Source organism: Streptomyces sp. NPDC031365, from assembly GCF_055569765.1.
In genome coordinates this window covers 83158-97072 of sequence record NZ_JBVIIM010000010.1, presented here as the reverse complement: position 1 = coordinate 97072, position 13915 = coordinate 83158, and the positions used below count along the sequence as shown (strand labels likewise).

Here is a 13915-nt window from a genome sequence, read left to right as displayed (position 1 = left end):
CGGGTCAGCCCTCCGGCAGGTGAGCCTTCCGGCAGGTGAGCCTTCCGGCAGGTGAGCCTTCCGGCAGGTGAGCCTTCCGGCAGGTGAGCCTTCCGGCAGGTGAGCCTTCCGGCAGGTCAGCCCTCCTGCGGGTCTTCGTTCTCCGTCCGGGTCTCGACGTACTGTGCCAGCATCTCGGTGACGTATCGCTCGGTGGCCTCCTTGCCGACACCGAGGCCGTTGAGGAGGCCCTCGCCGTTCTCGTGCTCGAGCAGGGCGAGCAGGATGTGCTCGGTGCCGATGTAGTTGTGGCCGAGGCGGAGAGCCTCGCGGAAGGTGAGTTCCAGGACCTTCTTGGCCGCCGGGCCGTACGGCACCAGCTCGGGGGCGTCCTCGACGGCCGGGGGGAGCGCCGCGCGGGCGGCCTCGCGGACCGTGTCCACGGTGACGCCCTGCTCGGTGATCGCCTTCACGGCGAGGCCCTGGGGCTCGGCCAGCAGACCCAGGACCAGGTGCGCGGGGAGGCCCTCCGCGTTGTGCGCGGCCTGGGCCTCGTTGTGTGCGGCCATGACCGTGTTGCGTGCGCGGGGCGTGTAGCGGTTGAAGCCCTGGCTCGGGTCGAGGTCGTTGCCCTCCTTCGGCACGAAGCGCTTCTGGGCCGCCTGCCGGGTGACGCCCATGCTCCTGCCGATGTCCGTCCAGGAGGCGCCCGAACGCCGGGCCTGGTCGACGAAGTGGCCGATCAGATGGTCGGCCACGTCGCCGAGGTGCTCACCGGCGAGCACCGCGTCCTGGAGTTGCTCCAGAGGCTCCTCGTGAACCGTCTTGATGGCCGCGATGAGGTCGTCGAGGCGCACGGATGACTTGATGGTGGGGTTCGTCGTCATGCTGTCAACCGTAAGTTGACACCCAGGGAGTGTCAACCCGTAGTTGACACCTTCGGGTGAGTGCTCAGGGCATGGCACGATCGGGCCGTGAGTACGTCCAGCACCGTCGACCGGGCCTTCCGGGCCGCCCTCTACGACACCGGCGAGACCGCCCTCGACAGCGGCGCGTCCCTGCTCGCCGCCGATCCGGCCGCCGACGCCGAACTGGCACGAAGGGGCGAGGAGTTCGTGGCGACCGCCTGGCGGCGTGGCTGGCAGCCCGCCGATGTCGTACGGATCGTGCGGCGCGAGCTGGAGGACACCCACGTCCGGCTCGTCTCGGTGCTGATCCGCGCCCAGGCCCCGCGCGACGACCGGCCCCGGGGGTCGCGCTGGAAGACCCAGCTGGCGCAGCTCGACGAACTGATCGACGCCCCCGCTCCCCGCGGTGACCGCTTCTCGTACGCCACGGCCGTACTGGAGCTGTACCGCCTGCTGCTGCGCCTGCCCACCCTCGAGCCCCTCGACGACACGGCGGCTGACCCCGATCCCCGGGACCGCCGGCCGGAGTCCCGCATGCTCGGCCGCATCCGGGCGCTGCTGGCCAAGGCGGAGGCGACGGGGTTTCCGGAGGAGGCGGAGGCGCTCAGCGCGAAGGCGCAGGAGCTGATGGCGCGGCACAGCGTCGACGAGGCGCTGCTCGCCGCGCGGGCGCCGTCGGCCCGGACGCCGGGTGCCTGCCGGATCGGGGTGGAGCCGCCGTACGAGCAGGCCAAGGCGGTACTGCTCGACGCGGTCGCCGGAGCGAACCGCTGCCGGGCCGTGTGGAACGAACCACTCGGCTTCTCCACCGTGGTCGGCTTCGCCTCCGACCTGGAGGCGGTCGAGCTCCTCCACACCTCGCTCCTGGTGCAGGCCACCACCGCGATGGCGCAGGCCGAGGCCGCGCAGCGGGCGGGCGGACGGAAGCGGACCAAGACCTTCCGGCAGTCCTTCCTGGCGGCCTACGCCCACCGCGTGGGGACCCGGCTCGCGACCGCGGCCGAGGCCCCGGTGAACGACGACCTGCTTCCGGTCCTGGCCTCCAGAGCGGCGGCGGTCGCCGACCGGACGGACCGTCTGTTCCCGGAGACGACCACCACGCGGCTGCGCGGCGTGAGTGACGCGGCGGGCTGGGAGGAAGGCGCCCGCGCGGCGGACGACGCGCAGGTCCGGCCGCGCCCGCGCCTTCCCTGAGGCGGTGCCGCCCTCCCTAGGAGCCCAGACCGGCCGTCGGGAATCCCGTCGGGAGCTTGCCGCCCTCGGCCTTGGTGTACGTCTCGGTCCCGAGGCCGCCCTCCCAGGTGACCTCCAGGGAGTCCCCGTCGACGGACCCGACCGTGCCCTCGGCCCGGTCTTCGGTCCCGTCGGTGCACTTCAGGCTGATCGACGGGCTCCCGCCGTCCGCCCGCGCGGTGCCGCTGCACACGGAGCCACCCGTGGCGAACAGCGCCGCGTCCTCGCCGGTGATCACCAGGGCCACGGCCTTGCCCCCGGCCGTGGTGAGCCAGCTGCCCTCCAGCTCGCCCGCCGGGGCGCCGCTCGCACCGGAATCTCCCGTGCCGCCACCGGAGTCCGCGGTCGCCGTGGCGGACGGAGTGGGGGCGGCCGAGCCGCCCGAGTCGTCGGAGGCGTCCCCACTGCACGCCGTCAGCGCGAGCGCACCGGCCAGCCCCACGGCCGCGGCCGCCACCCGCGCGCGCAGGGAGCGTGACCCGTGCCCCCCGCAGGGCGCCGGAGTTGCGGGCGGGTACGCCACCGAACTCACCGTTGCGTCGGACGTCACTGCAAGCCCCCTAGCTGCTGCCGGCCCCGATGGCCGGACGACCGCAGTCAGCTAACAGGAACTGCCCACCGCCCGGCCAGCCCTCCGTGACACACCTCGCACCCTTGCCCACTCACCTCACCAGAACGGCACACGAGGGAACACAAAAGCCCGCGCATGCGTCTCTAAGACAGCGGGGTTTCGGTAAAGCGTCCGTCAAAGCGGACACAAGGCGACCGCCGGCACTGTAATCGCGGGAGCACCCCCCGTGCACGTGCATCTGCCCATGCATCTGCACTTGAACAAAGCTATGATCCCGGTCAGTTGACCACTGCATCAAATGGCCACACCAGCCAGTGCACCAGCGGGGAGCGACCTGTGGACCACGACGTGTACGACGGTGACGTGTACGACGGTGCCGGCGCGTCCGGCGTGCCCGGCGCGTACAACGGCATGGCGGCCACCGGGCTGGACGGTGTGGCCTGGCAGAAGAGCCGGCACAGCAACTCGCAGGGTTCCTGTGTCGAGTTCGCCCGGCTGCCCGGCGGAGAGGTGGCCGTGCGCAACTCCCGCTTCCCCGACGGTCCCGCACTCGTCTACACCCGCGCGGAGATCGAGGCCATGCTGCTGGGCGTGAAGGACGGCGAGTTCGACCACCTGGTCGCCGGCTGACGCGCCACGGGGCGGGAGCACGCCCCGCCGTGCGGCGGGAGACCCGCGCCAAGGGGCTGGGACGCCCGTGCCCCTGGGTGTGCGGGAAGGGGCCGGAGGCGCTCAGGAGGCGGCGACGCGCGTAGGGCCGCGGCGCCCGTGTGCGCCGCGGCCCGTCATGCGCCGGGGCCCTTTTCCGCGGGCACGAGCCGGAACAGCGCCCAGACCACCTTTCCGCGGAGCGCCCCCACCATCGGGTGCCAGCCCCAGCCGTCGCTGAAGGAGTCGACCAGGAACAGCCCGCGGCCGGATTCCGCGGAGAAGTCGTCGGTGTCGCAGGCGACGGGGCTGTCGTCACTGGGGTCGCGCACCGCGCACACCAGCCGTCCGGGCCACCGCAGCAGATGCAGCCGTACCGGCGGTTCCTGTGGCGTCAGCCGCGGGGCGCCGGCCGGCAGCGCGTGCCGCAGGGCGTTGGTGACCAGTTCGGAGACCACCAGGCACACGTCGTCGAAACGGTCGCTCAGGTCCCACTGGTCGAGTGTCTTGCGGGTGAACTGCCGTGCCTCGCGCACCGCTTCGTAACGGGCGGGCAGAGCGCAGGAGGCGGCGTCGGAGGCGGCCGCGAGGTTCAGCGGCGGAAGGCCCTGCCGTAACGGCTCGAGCATGGTCGATCCATTCGTCCCCATGCGAGGCACTCCCGGGAATTCGCGGTCGTAGCGAGCGGCGGTGGTGCGGGGACCATGGTTTCGGATGCGTACAGCAGATGCAAGGGCAGATGCACGTGCAGCTGACCGAATTCAACCCGCCCGTACAGGTTTGTTGGGCAATTTTTCCGTCATCTCCGTGTCCCTCTCTGGCTGTTCTCTTACCTCCTCCTTGTTGTCTCCCCGCCCCCTCGCTGCCCGTTCCGTGCCGCTTCCCGATCGGATCCCTCGACTGGATTCCGTTTCCGTAACCGGGCGAGTACTGCTCGAAGTGTTTTAGTGGCAGACTGCGGGCCCTGAAGACGTAGGGGAGGCTGGCGAACGTGAGCGCGGGAGAGCCGGGATCGGTGGTGCGGCGCATGCTGCTCGGATCACAACTCAGGCGACTGCGTGAGGCGCGGGGGATCACGCGCGAGGCGGCGGGCTACTCGATCCGCGCCTCCGAATCGAAGATCAGCCGGATGGAGTTGGGCCGGGTGAGCTTCAAGACCAGGGACGTCGAGGACCTGCTGACGCTGTACGGCATCACGGACGAGCAGGAGCGCACCTCGTTGATCGCCCTCGCCAGGGAGGCCAACGTCGCGGGCTGGTGGCACAGTTACTCGGACGTGCTGCCCAGCTGGTTCCCCACCTATGTGGGCCTGGAGGGCGCGGCCTCGCTGCTGCGCGCGTACGAGGTGCAGTTCGTGCACGGTCTGCTGCAGACCGAGGAGTACGCCCGCGCGGTGGTGCGGCGCGGCATGAGGAGCGCGAGCGACGCCGACGTCGAGCGCCGGGTGGCCCTGCGCCTGGAGCGCCAGAAGTACCTGGTCTCCGAGCGGGCCCCCGAGTTCCACGTCGTCCTCGACGAGGCCGCTCTGCGCCGGCCGTACGGCGACCGCGCGGTGATGCGCGGCCAGCTCCAGCACCTCATCGACGTCTCCGAGCGGCCCAACGTCCGGCTGCAGGTCATGCCGTTCAGTCTCGGCGGCCACTCCGGTGAGTCGGGCTCCTTCACCATCCTCAGCTTTCCCGAGTCCGATCTGTCGGACGTCGTGTACATGGAGCAGCTCACCAGCGCCCTGTATCTCGACAAGGCCGAGGACGTGGCCCAGTACGAGAAGGCGCTCAAGGAGCTCCAGCACGACAGCCCGGGCGCGTCGGAGAGCCGGGATCTGCTCCGGGGGCTGCTGCAACTCTCCTGAGGCGGCCCCCAACTGACGTGAGACACACGTACGATGACGTGTGATCAGACCGTGAAGTTGATCAGTACTCTGCTGATGCAGCAAGGGATCGAGGGATCACATGTCGTCGTACTTCACCGACCTGGCTCAGCAGTACATCGACGGTGAGTGGCGCCCGGGTACAGGCTCCTGGGACATCATCGACTTCAACCCGTACGACGACGAGAAGCTCGCGTCGATCACCATAGCGACGGTCGACGAGGTCGATCAGGCGTACCGGGCGGCCGCCCGCGCTCAGAAGGAGTGGGCGGCGACCAACCCGTACGCCCGCCGCGCGGTGTTCGAGAAGGCGCTCAGGCTGGTCGAGGAGCGCGAGGAGGAGATCGCCGAGGCGATCGTCGCCGAGCTCGGCGGTACGCGTCTGAAGGCTGCCTTCGAGCTGCACCTCGCCAAGGAGTTCCTGCGCGAGGCGGTCCATCTGGCGCTGCGTCCCGAGGGCCGGATCATTCCCTCGCCGGTGGACGGCAAGGAGAACCGCGTCTACCGCGTGCCCGTCGGTGTCGTGGGCGTGATCAGCCCCTTCAACTTCCCGTTCCTGCTGTCGCTGAAGTCGGTGGCCCCCGCGCTGGCGCTCGGCAACGGCGTGGTGCTCAAGCCGCACCAGAACACACCGATCGTCGGCGGCGCCCTGGTCGCGAAGATCTTCGAGGACGCCGGCCTGCCCGGCGGTCTGCTGAACGTGCTCATCACCGACATCGCGGAGATCGGCGACGCCTTCCTCGAGCACCCGGTCCCGAAGGTCATCTCCTTCACCGGTTCGGACGCGGTCGGCCGCCATGTGGCCACCGTCTGCGCCTCCCTCTTCAAGCGTTCGGTGCTCGAACTCGGCGGCAACAGCGCGCTGGTGGTCCTCGACGACGCGGACCTCGACTACGCCGTCGACGCGGCCGTGTTCAGCCGGTACGTCCACCAGGGCCAGGTCTGCATGGCCGCCAACCGCGTCCTGGTCGACCGCTCGGTGGCCGAGGAGTTCACCGAGAAGTTCGTCGCCAAGGTGAAGTCCCTCAAGGCCGGTGACCCGCGCGACCCGGAGACCGTCATCGGCCCGGTGATCAACTCCCAGCAGGCCGACGCCCTCTCCGCCGTCGTCGAGCAGGCCCTCGCCGAGGGCGCCACCGCTCTGGTGCGCGGCAACCGCACCGACAACCTGGTCGAGCCGTCCGTCCTGTCCGGCCTGCCCGCGGACTCGGCCCTGCTCCGGCGGGAAGTCTTCGGTCCTGTCGCCTTCCTCGGAACGTTCGACGGCGAGGAGGAGGCCGTACGCCTCGTCAACGACACCCCGTACGGGCTGAGCGGCGCCGTGCACACCGGTGACATCGAGCGGGGCGTGAACTTCGCCAAGCAGATCGACACCGGCATGTTCCACGTGAACGACGGCACGGTGCACGACGAGCCGATCGTGCCCTTCGGGGGCGAGAAGCACTCGGGCATCGGCCGCCTGAACGGAGACACCATGCTGGACGCCTTCACCACGATGAAGTGGATCTCCGTCCAGCACGGGCGCAGCGGCTTTCCGTTCTGAGTGCCTTCGGCCGGGAGCAACGAGCAGACACGCATCCAGCTGACATGCATCCAGCTGTACACTAGGAGTATGTCTGCTACGTATCCCATCGCGGAGGCGAGGGGCAAGCTCGGTGAGCTCGCGCGCCGCGCTGCCCAGCACGAGCACATCACGTTGACCGACCGCGGCGTTCCCGCAGCCGTCCTCGTCTCCCCCGCGGAGTTGGAGGATCTGGAGGATGCCCTCGCGCTCGCCCGCCTGGAGCGCGACCGCGCCCTGGGGCGGGCCGAGACGCCCATACCGCACGATGAAGCCCGCCGCGCGCTGCTCGACGCGGCGGGGAGGGGCGAGTGACCTGGCAGGTCGTATGGGAGCCGGCGGCGCTCAATGCCGCCGTCGGTCACCTCAAGGCTGATCCCCGCAGCGTGGACGCGCTCCTGAGGGTCACTGACCAACTCGCCGAGAAGGAGCGCCCCGAGGGGTCGAGAGCCTGGGGGACCGGGCACCGCCGTCTTCACCACGGTCCCTGGCGCGTGCTCTATCGCGTCGACCATGACACCCGCACGCTCCACATCGAGCATGTCGGTCGCACCGGCGCGTGAGCCGGCCCGGAGTTCGGGGCCGGTGGGCCGGCACGCGGGGCAACTTCTGGGAGCGAGTGCGCGCGGCCTACTCTGGACGGCATGTCAGTGATCCGTCTCCTCGTGCTGGGCGCGGTGCGCCAGCACGGGCGGGCCCACGGCTACCAGGTGCGCAACGACCTGGAGTACTGGGGCGCGCACGAGTGGTCCAACGCCAAGCCCGGTTCGATCTACCACGCGCTGAAGCAGATGGCCAAGCAAGGGCTGCTGCACGCGCACGAGATCGCCCCGTCCACGGCCGGCGGCCCGCCGCGCACGGAGTACGAGGTGACCGGGCAGGGCACCGAGGAGTACTTCCGGCTGCTGCGGAAGGCGCTCACCTCCTACGACCAGAAGCCGGACGTGCTCTCGGCCGGGCTCGGTCTCATCGTCGACCTGGAGCGCGAGGAGGCCCTCGTCCTCCTGGAGCAGCGGCTGCGTGCCATCGGGGAGTGGCGCAAGGCCGTCACCGAGTACTACACGCCCGAGGACGGGCCCGGCCGGCTGGGGCACATCGGCGAGATCATGGATTTCTGGGTCCACTCGGCCGACACCGGCGCCGAGTGGACCCGTGGCCTCATCGAACGCATCCGGGGCGGCGCCTACACCTTCGCCGGGGAGGGGGAGCCGTTCGTCGGCGTCCTCGCCGAGGGTGAGGAGAACCCGTACGCGACGGGGGAGCGGCATCCCGGGGACTCCTGCTAATCAAGTTTGACCAAAGAGGGGAGCGGGTATAGGGTTCCGGGCTGGTGGTCAAGTTTGACTAGCGAGGGGAGTTTCTGTGTCCGACGCGGCGATCACCGTCGAGGAAGCACACAAGACATACGGGGGCGGCAGCGGTGGCCCCGCACTGGACGGGCTCGACCTCACGGTCGCGCGCGGCACGGTGCACGGAGTGCTCGGGCCGAACGGCGCGGGAAAGACGACCCTGGTGAGGATCCTGGCCACCCTGCTGCGCCCCGACGCGGGCCGGGTCGAGGTGGCGGGCCACGACGTGGTGCGCGAGGCCTACGCGGTACGGCTGCGCATCGGCCTGCTCGGCCAGCACGCGGCGCTCGACGAGGAACTGGGCGGCCGGCAGAACCTGGAACTGTTCGGCCGCCTGCACCACCTGGGCGCACGACGGGCACGCGCGCGTGCCGGCGAACTCCTGGAGCGCTTCGACCTCTCCGGAACCGGACACAAGGCGGTCAAGCAGTACAGCGGCGGGATGCGCCGCCGCCTCGACCTCGCCGCCTCCCTGATCACCGAACCGGAGGTGCTCTTCCTGGACGAACCGACCACCGGCCTCGATCCGCGCGGCCGCGCGGAGGTGTGGCAGTCGGTCCGCACGCTGGCCGGCGGCGGTACGACGGTCCTGCTCACCACCCAGTACCTGGAGGAGGCCGACCAGCTCGCCGACCGCATCTCGGTCGTGGACGCCGGGCGGGTCATCGCCGACGGCACCGCGGACGAGCTCAAGGCGGCGATCGGCGGCGACCGCATCGACGTCGTCCTGCGCGACGCCGGTCACCTGGGCGCGGCCGTCGCCCTGCTGCCCGTACCGGAGGACACGGTCACCGTGGACACCGACCGGCGGCTGCTCAGCGCACCGGTCACCGATCGCATGGCGGCCCTGGCCGGGATCGTCCGCGCGCTGGAGGAGGCCGGCATCGAGGCCGAGGACATCGCCCTGCGCAGGCCCACGCTCGACGAGGTGTTCCTGCGGATGACCGGACGCGACGACCGAGTGAAGGAGGCCGCGTGACCGGCACCACGTACGCCCTGACCGACTCCTGGACCATGACCCGCCGCGAGCTCGCCCGCTGGGGGCGGCAGCCGGTGGCGGTGGTGGTGAACCTGGTCTTCCCGGTGATGCTGCTGCTGATGTTCGGCTACCTGGTCGGCGGCGGCCGGGGTGTGAGCGGCGAGTACCTCGACTTCCTGGTTCCCGGCATGCTCGCGCTCACCATGGCCTTCGGCCTGGAGGGCACCATGGTCGCCGTCACCCAGGATCTCAACAAGGGCGTCATCGACCGCTTCCGCTCCATGCCCATGGCGAACGGCGCGGTCCTGGTGGGCCGTTCCGCCGCCGACATGCTCCAGTCCGCGCTCGGCCTGGCGGTACTGCTCGCCGTCGCTGCCGCGCTCGGCTGGCGCACACAGGGCGGCCCGGCCGGCTTCCTGGGCGCCGTGGGGCTGCTCCTGCTGTTCCGGTTCGCGATGCTGTGGATCGGCATCCACCTGGCGCTGGTGGCCGGGAAACCCGAGATGGTCCAGGCCGTGCAGATCCTGGTCTGGCCGGTCGGCTTCCTGTCCAACGCCTTCGCCGACCCCGGCTCCATGCCCGGCTGGCTGGGCACCGTCGTCCAGTGGAACCCCATGTCCCAGACCGCCACGGCCGTACGCGACCTGTTCGGCAGCCCCGGCGGGGAACCGGGGCACGTGGGTGCCGCCGTCCTGTGGCCCGTGGCGCTGCTCGCGCTGTTCTTCCCGCTGGCGGTACGGAGGTTCGCGCGGCTCAGCCGGTAGAGGGCAAAATCTCAGCCGTCCGTGGATGACGGAAGGGTGGCTGATGACTCCGTTCGGGAGGGAGGCACGGTGGTGAGGAGGCGCCCTCCCGGCACCGTGCCCCGTGAGGTGGTCGACCAGGCTTCCAGGGCTGTGGCGAGTTCACCGGAGCCGAGGAGCAGCGACGCGTGCGGCAGGTGGGCCATGCCCTCGATGGCCCGCAGCACGTCGGCGAAGGGCTCACGGTGCAGCGCGTGGACCCGGCGCTCCGCCCCGGCGAGGTCTCCGTTCACCAGGCACTGGTGCCAGCCGATCAACACATCGCAGCACCTGACGTACGCGTCCTGACGGCCGGAGACCAGCTCGAAGCGGTCGTTGAGACCGAAGACCCGCAGCGTCTCCCGGCCCTTGCGGGTCTTCGCCTTGAAGGTCCCGCTGGCCGGGAGGAGCGTGAGGTGGTCGAAGGGATCGTCCACGCTCGGGTCGATCAGCAGGCACTGCCCGAAGTCGTCGCAGGGGTACTCCGTGCGTTTGTAGTTGCTGTTGCAGCGGGAGCACGCCAGCAGGTGGTTGTGCCAGCAGAAGGTGCGCAGCGGCCGCCGGGACTTGGGCTCGAAGTGGTCGATGTCCGTGCCGGTGCTGTTCAGGCAGTACATGCACCGCTCCACCCCCGGCGCCATGCGGAGCAGGAGCGCCCGGATGCCGTCCTTCTCGACGGTCCCGGCGCTCCACTGGTTCTGGGCGGCCTTGCTGGTCGCCCCCAGCTTCCGGATCCGCTTCGTGCGGTCCACGCACTGTCTCAAGAGGTCGTCGTCGGCCTCCGGCCGTCGTAACGGAATCACTGGCCGCTCCCCAGCCGGGCCGCCACTTCCTGCACCCGGGCCGAACGGCTGCTGTTGAGCCGGGCGGCCAGCTCGCGGTAGGCCAGGGCCTCCTGCTCGCTGGCCTCACCCGAGAAGACCTTCTCCTCCAGGCGCACGAGTCTGCGGCGCTCCTCCTCCGCCCGGTTCGAGTACGGCGTCTCCAGCCCGAACAGCTCGGAGAGCACCGCGTCCTCGCCACTGCCGTACACGACCCTCCGGTACAGCGCGTCGTCCACGACCTCCGGACCGCCCTGCTCCTCCGGGCCGGGCAGTCGGATGAGCCCGCCGGGGTCGGCGGACTGGCAGATGTACGGACTGTGACTGGTGACGATGAACTGGATCCGCGGGAAGTGCGCGCGCAGCCAGTCGCCTATACGACGCTGCCACGTCACATGGAGGTGGGCGTCCACCTCGTCGATGATCACCACCCCGGGCATCCGCACCACGGGGTGCCCGTCGTCGTCCAGGCCGGCGTCCAGGGTGCCGTACGCGTTCTGCACCTGCCGCACGATGTCCAGGACGAGCGAGGCCACGACCCGGAAGCCGTCGCTCATCTCCCGCAGCGGGTAGGCACGTTCTCGATCTCCGGCAGGGGCGACCCATAATCCGTCGGCGGTCACCCGCAGGGCGCGGTAGCCGTCCGGGAGCAGTCCGTCGGACAGTAACTGCATCACCGTGTCGAGCAGTTCGCCGGCGTCCTGTTGTTCCTCCAGGCTCCGGTGTCTGAGCTCCCGCAGCCAGGAGACACCCTCGGCGAGCGACGCCTCCTCATGGAAGAGGGAGGCCATCCGGCCCGCGGGGCCGGGCGCGAGCATCAGTTGCTGTGCCTGCCCGCTGCCGCCCGTCATCCGCCGGAAGGGGCCGTAGGCGGCGCAGAACCAGCCCTGAGGACTGTGGGCCCAGGGACCGCGTGCGGCGGTCCTGGTCACGTCCTCCCCACCGCAGTCGGACGCCAGGTGCGGCTGCGGCGGAGCTCCGTAGCGCGGCAGGTCCGGGGCGTCCTCGAGCACCGTCCAACGGAGCCCGAGGGCGAGGGGGCCGTGGTCCGGCACCGTGTCACGTCCGGTGAACCGGTCGACGGAGAGATCGGGCTGCACGTACGCCCGGGCCCGTGCGGACCCCTCGCCGGTGCTGATCCAGCCGCCGAAGTCCTGCACCAGCGACCGCGCCACCTGCGGGCCCGCCAGAGAAAGGGCCAGGGCGCGCAGCAACGTGGACTTGCCCGAGCCGTTGCGCCCGGCGATCACGGTCCAGCCGCCACCGTCCCGGGGTGCGGTCAAGGGGAGACGGTGCTCCACGGCACGCGCGCCGGTGAAGCCTCTGACATGGGATAAGTCGATTCCGGATACGTACACCTGTCCTCCCCTCAGCCCTCTACCCCGGAGCTTGGCCACCCTCTCACGGCGAGCCGACATCGGGGGAGGGGACGCTGTCCGGGCCGGAGCCCGCCTTGACGTCCGTGTATACGAGAAGACGGGCGCCCCTGCTCTCCGCGATGCGGCACACGTCGGTCAGGGCCTCGCTCGTGCGGGCGAGGAGGTAGCGGAGCTGGACGGCGGTCACGTGCTCGTCCTCGAGCATGTCGGAGAGGTGGGCGAGCAGTTCGCCGGCCATGTCGAGCTGGACGCTCTCGACGGTGTCGGCCGCCCGGGAGAGGCGACCGCTGCCGTCGGTCAGGAGATAGCAGGGCTTGCCTTCGGGGCTCGCCCAGGGCAGGAGGCGGGCGGGGGTGAGGGCGTGGTGTGTCATGCGGTCAGTCCCAGGTGGTGCGTCGGGTGTCGGTGCGGGGGCAGGTGGATGCGGATGCCCCATGGGGCGATCAGCAGGGAGCGGCGCCGGACTTGTCGGAGCCGTTCCTGTTCACGGCGCTCGTGCGCGATGACGTAGGGGCGTACGAGGTCGTGGTCCTCGCCGCGGAGGGGGCGTGCGCCGAACCGGTGCGGGGGCGGCCCCTCGGTGGGAGGGGGCGCGGGGTCGTCGTAGCCGTCCCGTGCGTCGAGCCGACGTCGTCCGGTACCCGGGGCGACGAGGCGAAGCAGCGGTTCGAAGAAGAGGGCGATGAGGCCGAGCATGAGGTGACTCCGTGATCGATGTCGCGTTCTGTAGCGATCGACGTACAGAGTGAAACGGCCCGTATTAGGCTCGCCAGGGGGTGAGAGGTGACAGATCATTTGTCACAGAGGAGTTGATCTCGTGGGCACCAACTACGGCGACTGGCTCAAGGAACAGCGCGAGGCGGCCGGGCTGACGCAACAGCAGCTGGCCGAGGCGGCGGTCATGACTCGAACGCACATCGCGCACATCGAGGCGGGGCGCCGGGTGCCGTCACGGGAGGATGCGCGGCGGCTGGACAACGCGCTGAACACGGGGAATGTGCTGAGTCGCTTCCTGCCGCAGGAGGAAGTAGCGGTCGCCGACTACTTCGAGGCGGCCCGGCTGCTCGAACAACAGGCGGTGATGATCCGGGAGTTCGCCCTGTCGTTCGTTCCGGGCATCCTCCAGACGGAAAGGTACGCGCGTGCGGTTCTGAGCACGTCGTTCCCTCCTGTGGGTGAAGAGGAATGTGACAGGCTCGTTGTCACACGCTTGGAGCGGGCGAAGGTACTGGAGGATCCGGTCACGCCCGTAGTGTGGGCGCTGCTGGACGAGGCGGTGCTGCGGCGCCGAATCGGCGGACCAGGTGTCATGGCGGAGCAGCTCTACCACCTCGTGCGTCTTGCCGAGACCGGCCGAATTCAGGTTCACGTCTTGCCGTTCGCCCTGGGGACTCATCCGCTCCTGAGCAACATGCTCACGCTGATGTGGTTCGAGGACCAGCCACCGGTGGCCTACGGTGAGGGTCTGTGGATGGGACGGGTCCATGACTCCCCGTCCATCGTCCAGGAAATCCAGCATCGCTACGATTTCGCACTGGGCAACGCCCTGCCTCTGAAGGAATCCCTGGCTCTGCTCAGGGCGACAGCAAGGGACTGCGAACGCCATGACCGACCGAGTCATACCGAGCACGGCGGGCCTGGAGGGGTGGCGTAAGTCCTCCTACAGCAACGACCAGGGCGGCAGCTGTCTCGAAGTCCTCGACTGCCACCGCCGGGGCGTTCCCGTACGCGACTCGAAGAACCCCCACGGCCCGGCAGTGATTGTGCCCGTGTCCGCCTGGTCGGCGTTCGTCACGGCGGTCAGGAATGGCGGCTTCCCCTCCTGACCGCCCGCT

18 protein-coding genes are annotated in these 13915 nt (G+C 70.2%); 11 read left to right on the top strand and 7 right to left on the bottom strand.

Annotated features, from left to right (window positions below):
* Positions 1-116: 116 nt before the first annotated feature.
* Entirely contained in the window at positions 117-866 is a 750-nt protein-coding gene (locus ACZ5C2_RS17210) for a Clp protease N-terminal domain-containing protein (RefSeq protein WP_468791205.1), read from the bottom strand.
* 87 nt (positions 867-953) lie between these two features.
* Between ACZ5C2_RS17210 and ACZ5C2_RS17205 the strand changes: the two genes are divergently transcribed.
* Positions 954-2081, top strand: a complete 1128-nt coding sequence (locus tag ACZ5C2_RS17205) for a DUF2786 domain-containing protein (RefSeq protein WP_468791201.1) — start codon at positions 954-956, stop codon at positions 2079-2081.
* A 16-nt stretch (positions 2082-2097) separates the two neighbouring features.
* On the opposite strand, the gene ACZ5C2_RS17200 is transcribed toward ACZ5C2_RS17205, so the two are convergent.
* A complete protein-coding gene (locus tag ACZ5C2_RS17200) occupies positions 2098-2562 on the bottom strand; it encodes a hypothetical protein (RefSeq protein WP_468791534.1) in 465 nt (154 codons plus the stop codon).
* Between the two features lie 465 nt (positions 2563-3027).
* Here ACZ5C2_RS17200 and ACZ5C2_RS17195 point away from each other — a divergent pair, with 465 nt between their 5' ends.
* Positions 3028-3321 (top strand): DUF397 domain-containing protein, encoded by a 294-nt coding sequence (locus ACZ5C2_RS17195; RefSeq protein WP_468791199.1) that lies wholly within the window; start codon positions 3028-3030, stop codon positions 3319-3321.
* A gap of 155 nt (positions 3322-3476) precedes the next feature.
* Here ACZ5C2_RS17195 and ACZ5C2_RS17190 read toward each other — a convergent pair whose 3' ends face one another.
* Entirely contained in the window at positions 3477-3968 is a 492-nt protein-coding gene (locus tag ACZ5C2_RS17190; protein ID WP_468791197.1) for an ATP-binding protein, read from the bottom strand.
* Positions 3969-4366: 398 nt separating this feature from the next.
* Between ACZ5C2_RS17190 and ACZ5C2_RS17185 the strand changes: the two genes are divergently transcribed.
* The 7 genes from ACZ5C2_RS17185 to ACZ5C2_RS17155 all read left to right on the top strand — a co-directional run bounded on the left by ACZ5C2_RS17185 (position 4367) and on the right by ACZ5C2_RS17155 (position 9862).
* Entirely contained in the window at positions 4367-5191 is an 825-nt protein-coding gene (locus tag ACZ5C2_RS17185) for a helix-turn-helix domain-containing protein (protein ID WP_468791531.1), read from the top strand.
* 100 nt (positions 5192-5291) lie between these two features.
* Complete coding sequence (locus ACZ5C2_RS17180; protein WP_468791195.1) at positions 5292-6752, top strand: aldehyde dehydrogenase family protein; 1461 nt, start codon at positions 5292-5294, stop codon at positions 6750-6752.
* A gap of 69 nt (positions 6753-6821) precedes the next feature.
* Positions 6822-7085 carry a type II toxin-antitoxin system prevent-host-death family antitoxin gene (locus tag ACZ5C2_RS17175; protein WP_468791193.1) on the top strand — a complete coding sequence of 88 codons (264 nt, stop codon included), beginning with the start codon at positions 6822-6824 and terminating at the stop codon, positions 7083-7085.
* On the top strand, positions 7082-7333 hold the full coding sequence (locus ACZ5C2_RS17170; RefSeq protein ID WP_468791191.1) for a type II toxin-antitoxin system RelE family toxin: 252 nt from the start codon (positions 7082-7084) through the stop codon (positions 7331-7333). The genes ACZ5C2_RS17175 and ACZ5C2_RS17170 overlap by 4 nt, the downstream gene beginning before the upstream one ends.
* Positions 7334-7414: 81 nt before the next feature.
* Positions 7415-8056, top strand: a complete 642-nt coding sequence (locus ACZ5C2_RS17165) for a PadR family transcriptional regulator (protein ID WP_468791189.1) — start codon at positions 7415-7417, stop codon at positions 8054-8056.
* A gap of 76 nt (positions 8057-8132) precedes the next feature.
* The gene (locus ACZ5C2_RS17160; RefSeq protein ID WP_468791187.1) at positions 8133-9098 is read left to right on the top strand and encodes an ATP-binding cassette domain-containing protein; all 966 of its coding nucleotides are present in this window, start codon (positions 8133-8135) and stop codon (positions 9096-9098) included.
* Between the two features lie 35 nt (positions 9099-9133).
* A complete protein-coding gene (locus ACZ5C2_RS17155; RefSeq protein ID WP_468791528.1) occupies positions 9134-9862 on the top strand; it encodes an ABC transporter permease in 729 nt (242 codons plus the stop codon).
* Positions 9863-9873: 11 nt separating this feature from the next.
* Here the strand turns inward: ACZ5C2_RS17155 and ACZ5C2_RS17150 are convergent, their stop codons facing one another.
* From ACZ5C2_RS17150 to ACZ5C2_RS17135, 4 genes are all read right to left on the bottom strand, one after another.
* Positions 9874-10632 (bottom strand): HNH endonuclease family protein, encoded by a 759-nt coding sequence (locus ACZ5C2_RS17150; RefSeq protein ID WP_468791185.1) that lies wholly within the window; start codon positions 10630-10632, stop codon positions 9874-9876.
* Positions 10633-10679: 47 nt separating this feature from the next.
* Complete coding sequence (locus ACZ5C2_RS17145; RefSeq protein ID WP_468791183.1) at positions 10680-11984, bottom strand: AAA family ATPase; 1305 nt, start codon at positions 11982-11984, stop codon at positions 10680-10682.
* A gap of 118 nt (positions 11985-12102) precedes the next feature.
* On the bottom strand, positions 12103-12453 hold the full coding sequence (locus ACZ5C2_RS17140) for a hypothetical protein (RefSeq protein ID WP_468791181.1): 351 nt from the start codon (positions 12451-12453) through the stop codon (positions 12103-12105).
* On the bottom strand, positions 12450-12776 hold the full coding sequence (locus ACZ5C2_RS17135) for a hypothetical protein (RefSeq protein ID WP_468791179.1): 327 nt from the start codon (positions 12774-12776) through the stop codon (positions 12450-12452). Before ACZ5C2_RS17135 ends, ACZ5C2_RS17140 begins: the two co-directional genes overlap by 4 nt.
* Before the next feature lie 121 nt (positions 12777-12897).
* Here ACZ5C2_RS17135 and ACZ5C2_RS17130 point away from each other — a divergent pair, with 121 nt between their 5' ends.
* A complete protein-coding gene (locus tag ACZ5C2_RS17130; RefSeq protein WP_468791177.1) occupies positions 12898-13734 on the top strand; it encodes a helix-turn-helix domain-containing protein in 837 nt (278 codons plus the stop codon).
* Positions 13685-13906 carry a DUF397 domain-containing protein gene (locus ACZ5C2_RS17125; RefSeq protein ID WP_468791175.1) on the top strand — a complete coding sequence of 74 codons (222 nt, stop codon included), beginning with the start codon at positions 13685-13687 and terminating at the stop codon, positions 13904-13906. Before ACZ5C2_RS17130 ends, ACZ5C2_RS17125 begins: the two co-directional genes overlap by 50 nt.
* Positions 13907-13915: the final 9 nt, after the last annotated feature.

Bases quoted from the DNA above. Each gene is read 5' to 3' on its own strand.
- ACZ5C2_RS17155 (WP_468791528.1), top strand. From the start codon at position 9,134: ATGACCCGCCGCGAGCTCGCCCGCTGGGGGCGGCAGCCGGTGGCGGTG.
- ACZ5C2_RS17165 (WP_468791189.1), top strand. From the start codon at position 7,415: ATGTCAGTGATCCGTCTCCTCGTGCTGGGCGCGGTGCGCCAGCACGGG.
- ACZ5C2_RS17135 (WP_468791179.1), bottom strand. From the start codon at position 12,776: ATGCTCGGCCTCATCGCCCTCTTCTTCGAACCGCTGCTTCGCCTCGTC.
- ACZ5C2_RS17125 (WP_468791175.1), top strand. From the start codon at position 13,685: ATGACCGACCGAGTCATACCGAGCACGGCGGGCCTGGAGGGGTGGCGT.
- ACZ5C2_RS17190 (WP_468791197.1), bottom strand. From the start codon at position 3,968: ATGCTCGAGCCGTTACGGCAGGGCCTTCCGCCGCTGAACCTCGCGGCC.
- ACZ5C2_RS17140 (WP_468791181.1), bottom strand. From the start codon at position 12,453: ATGACACACCACGCCCTCACCCCCGCCCGCCTCCTGCCCTGGGCGAGC.
- ACZ5C2_RS17180 (WP_468791195.1), top strand. From the start codon at position 5,292: ATGTCGTCGTACTTCACCGACCTGGCTCAGCAGTACATCGACGGTGAG.
- ACZ5C2_RS17185 (WP_468791531.1), top strand. From the start codon at position 4,367: ATGCTGCTCGGATCACAACTCAGGCGACTGCGTGAGGCGCGGGGGATC.
- ACZ5C2_RS17210 (WP_468791205.1), bottom strand. From the start codon at position 866: ATGACGACGAACCCCACCATCAAGTCATCCGTGCGCCTCGACGACCTC.
- ACZ5C2_RS17175 (WP_468791193.1), top strand. From the start codon at position 6,822: ATGTCTGCTACGTATCCCATCGCGGAGGCGAGGGGCAAGCTCGGTGAG.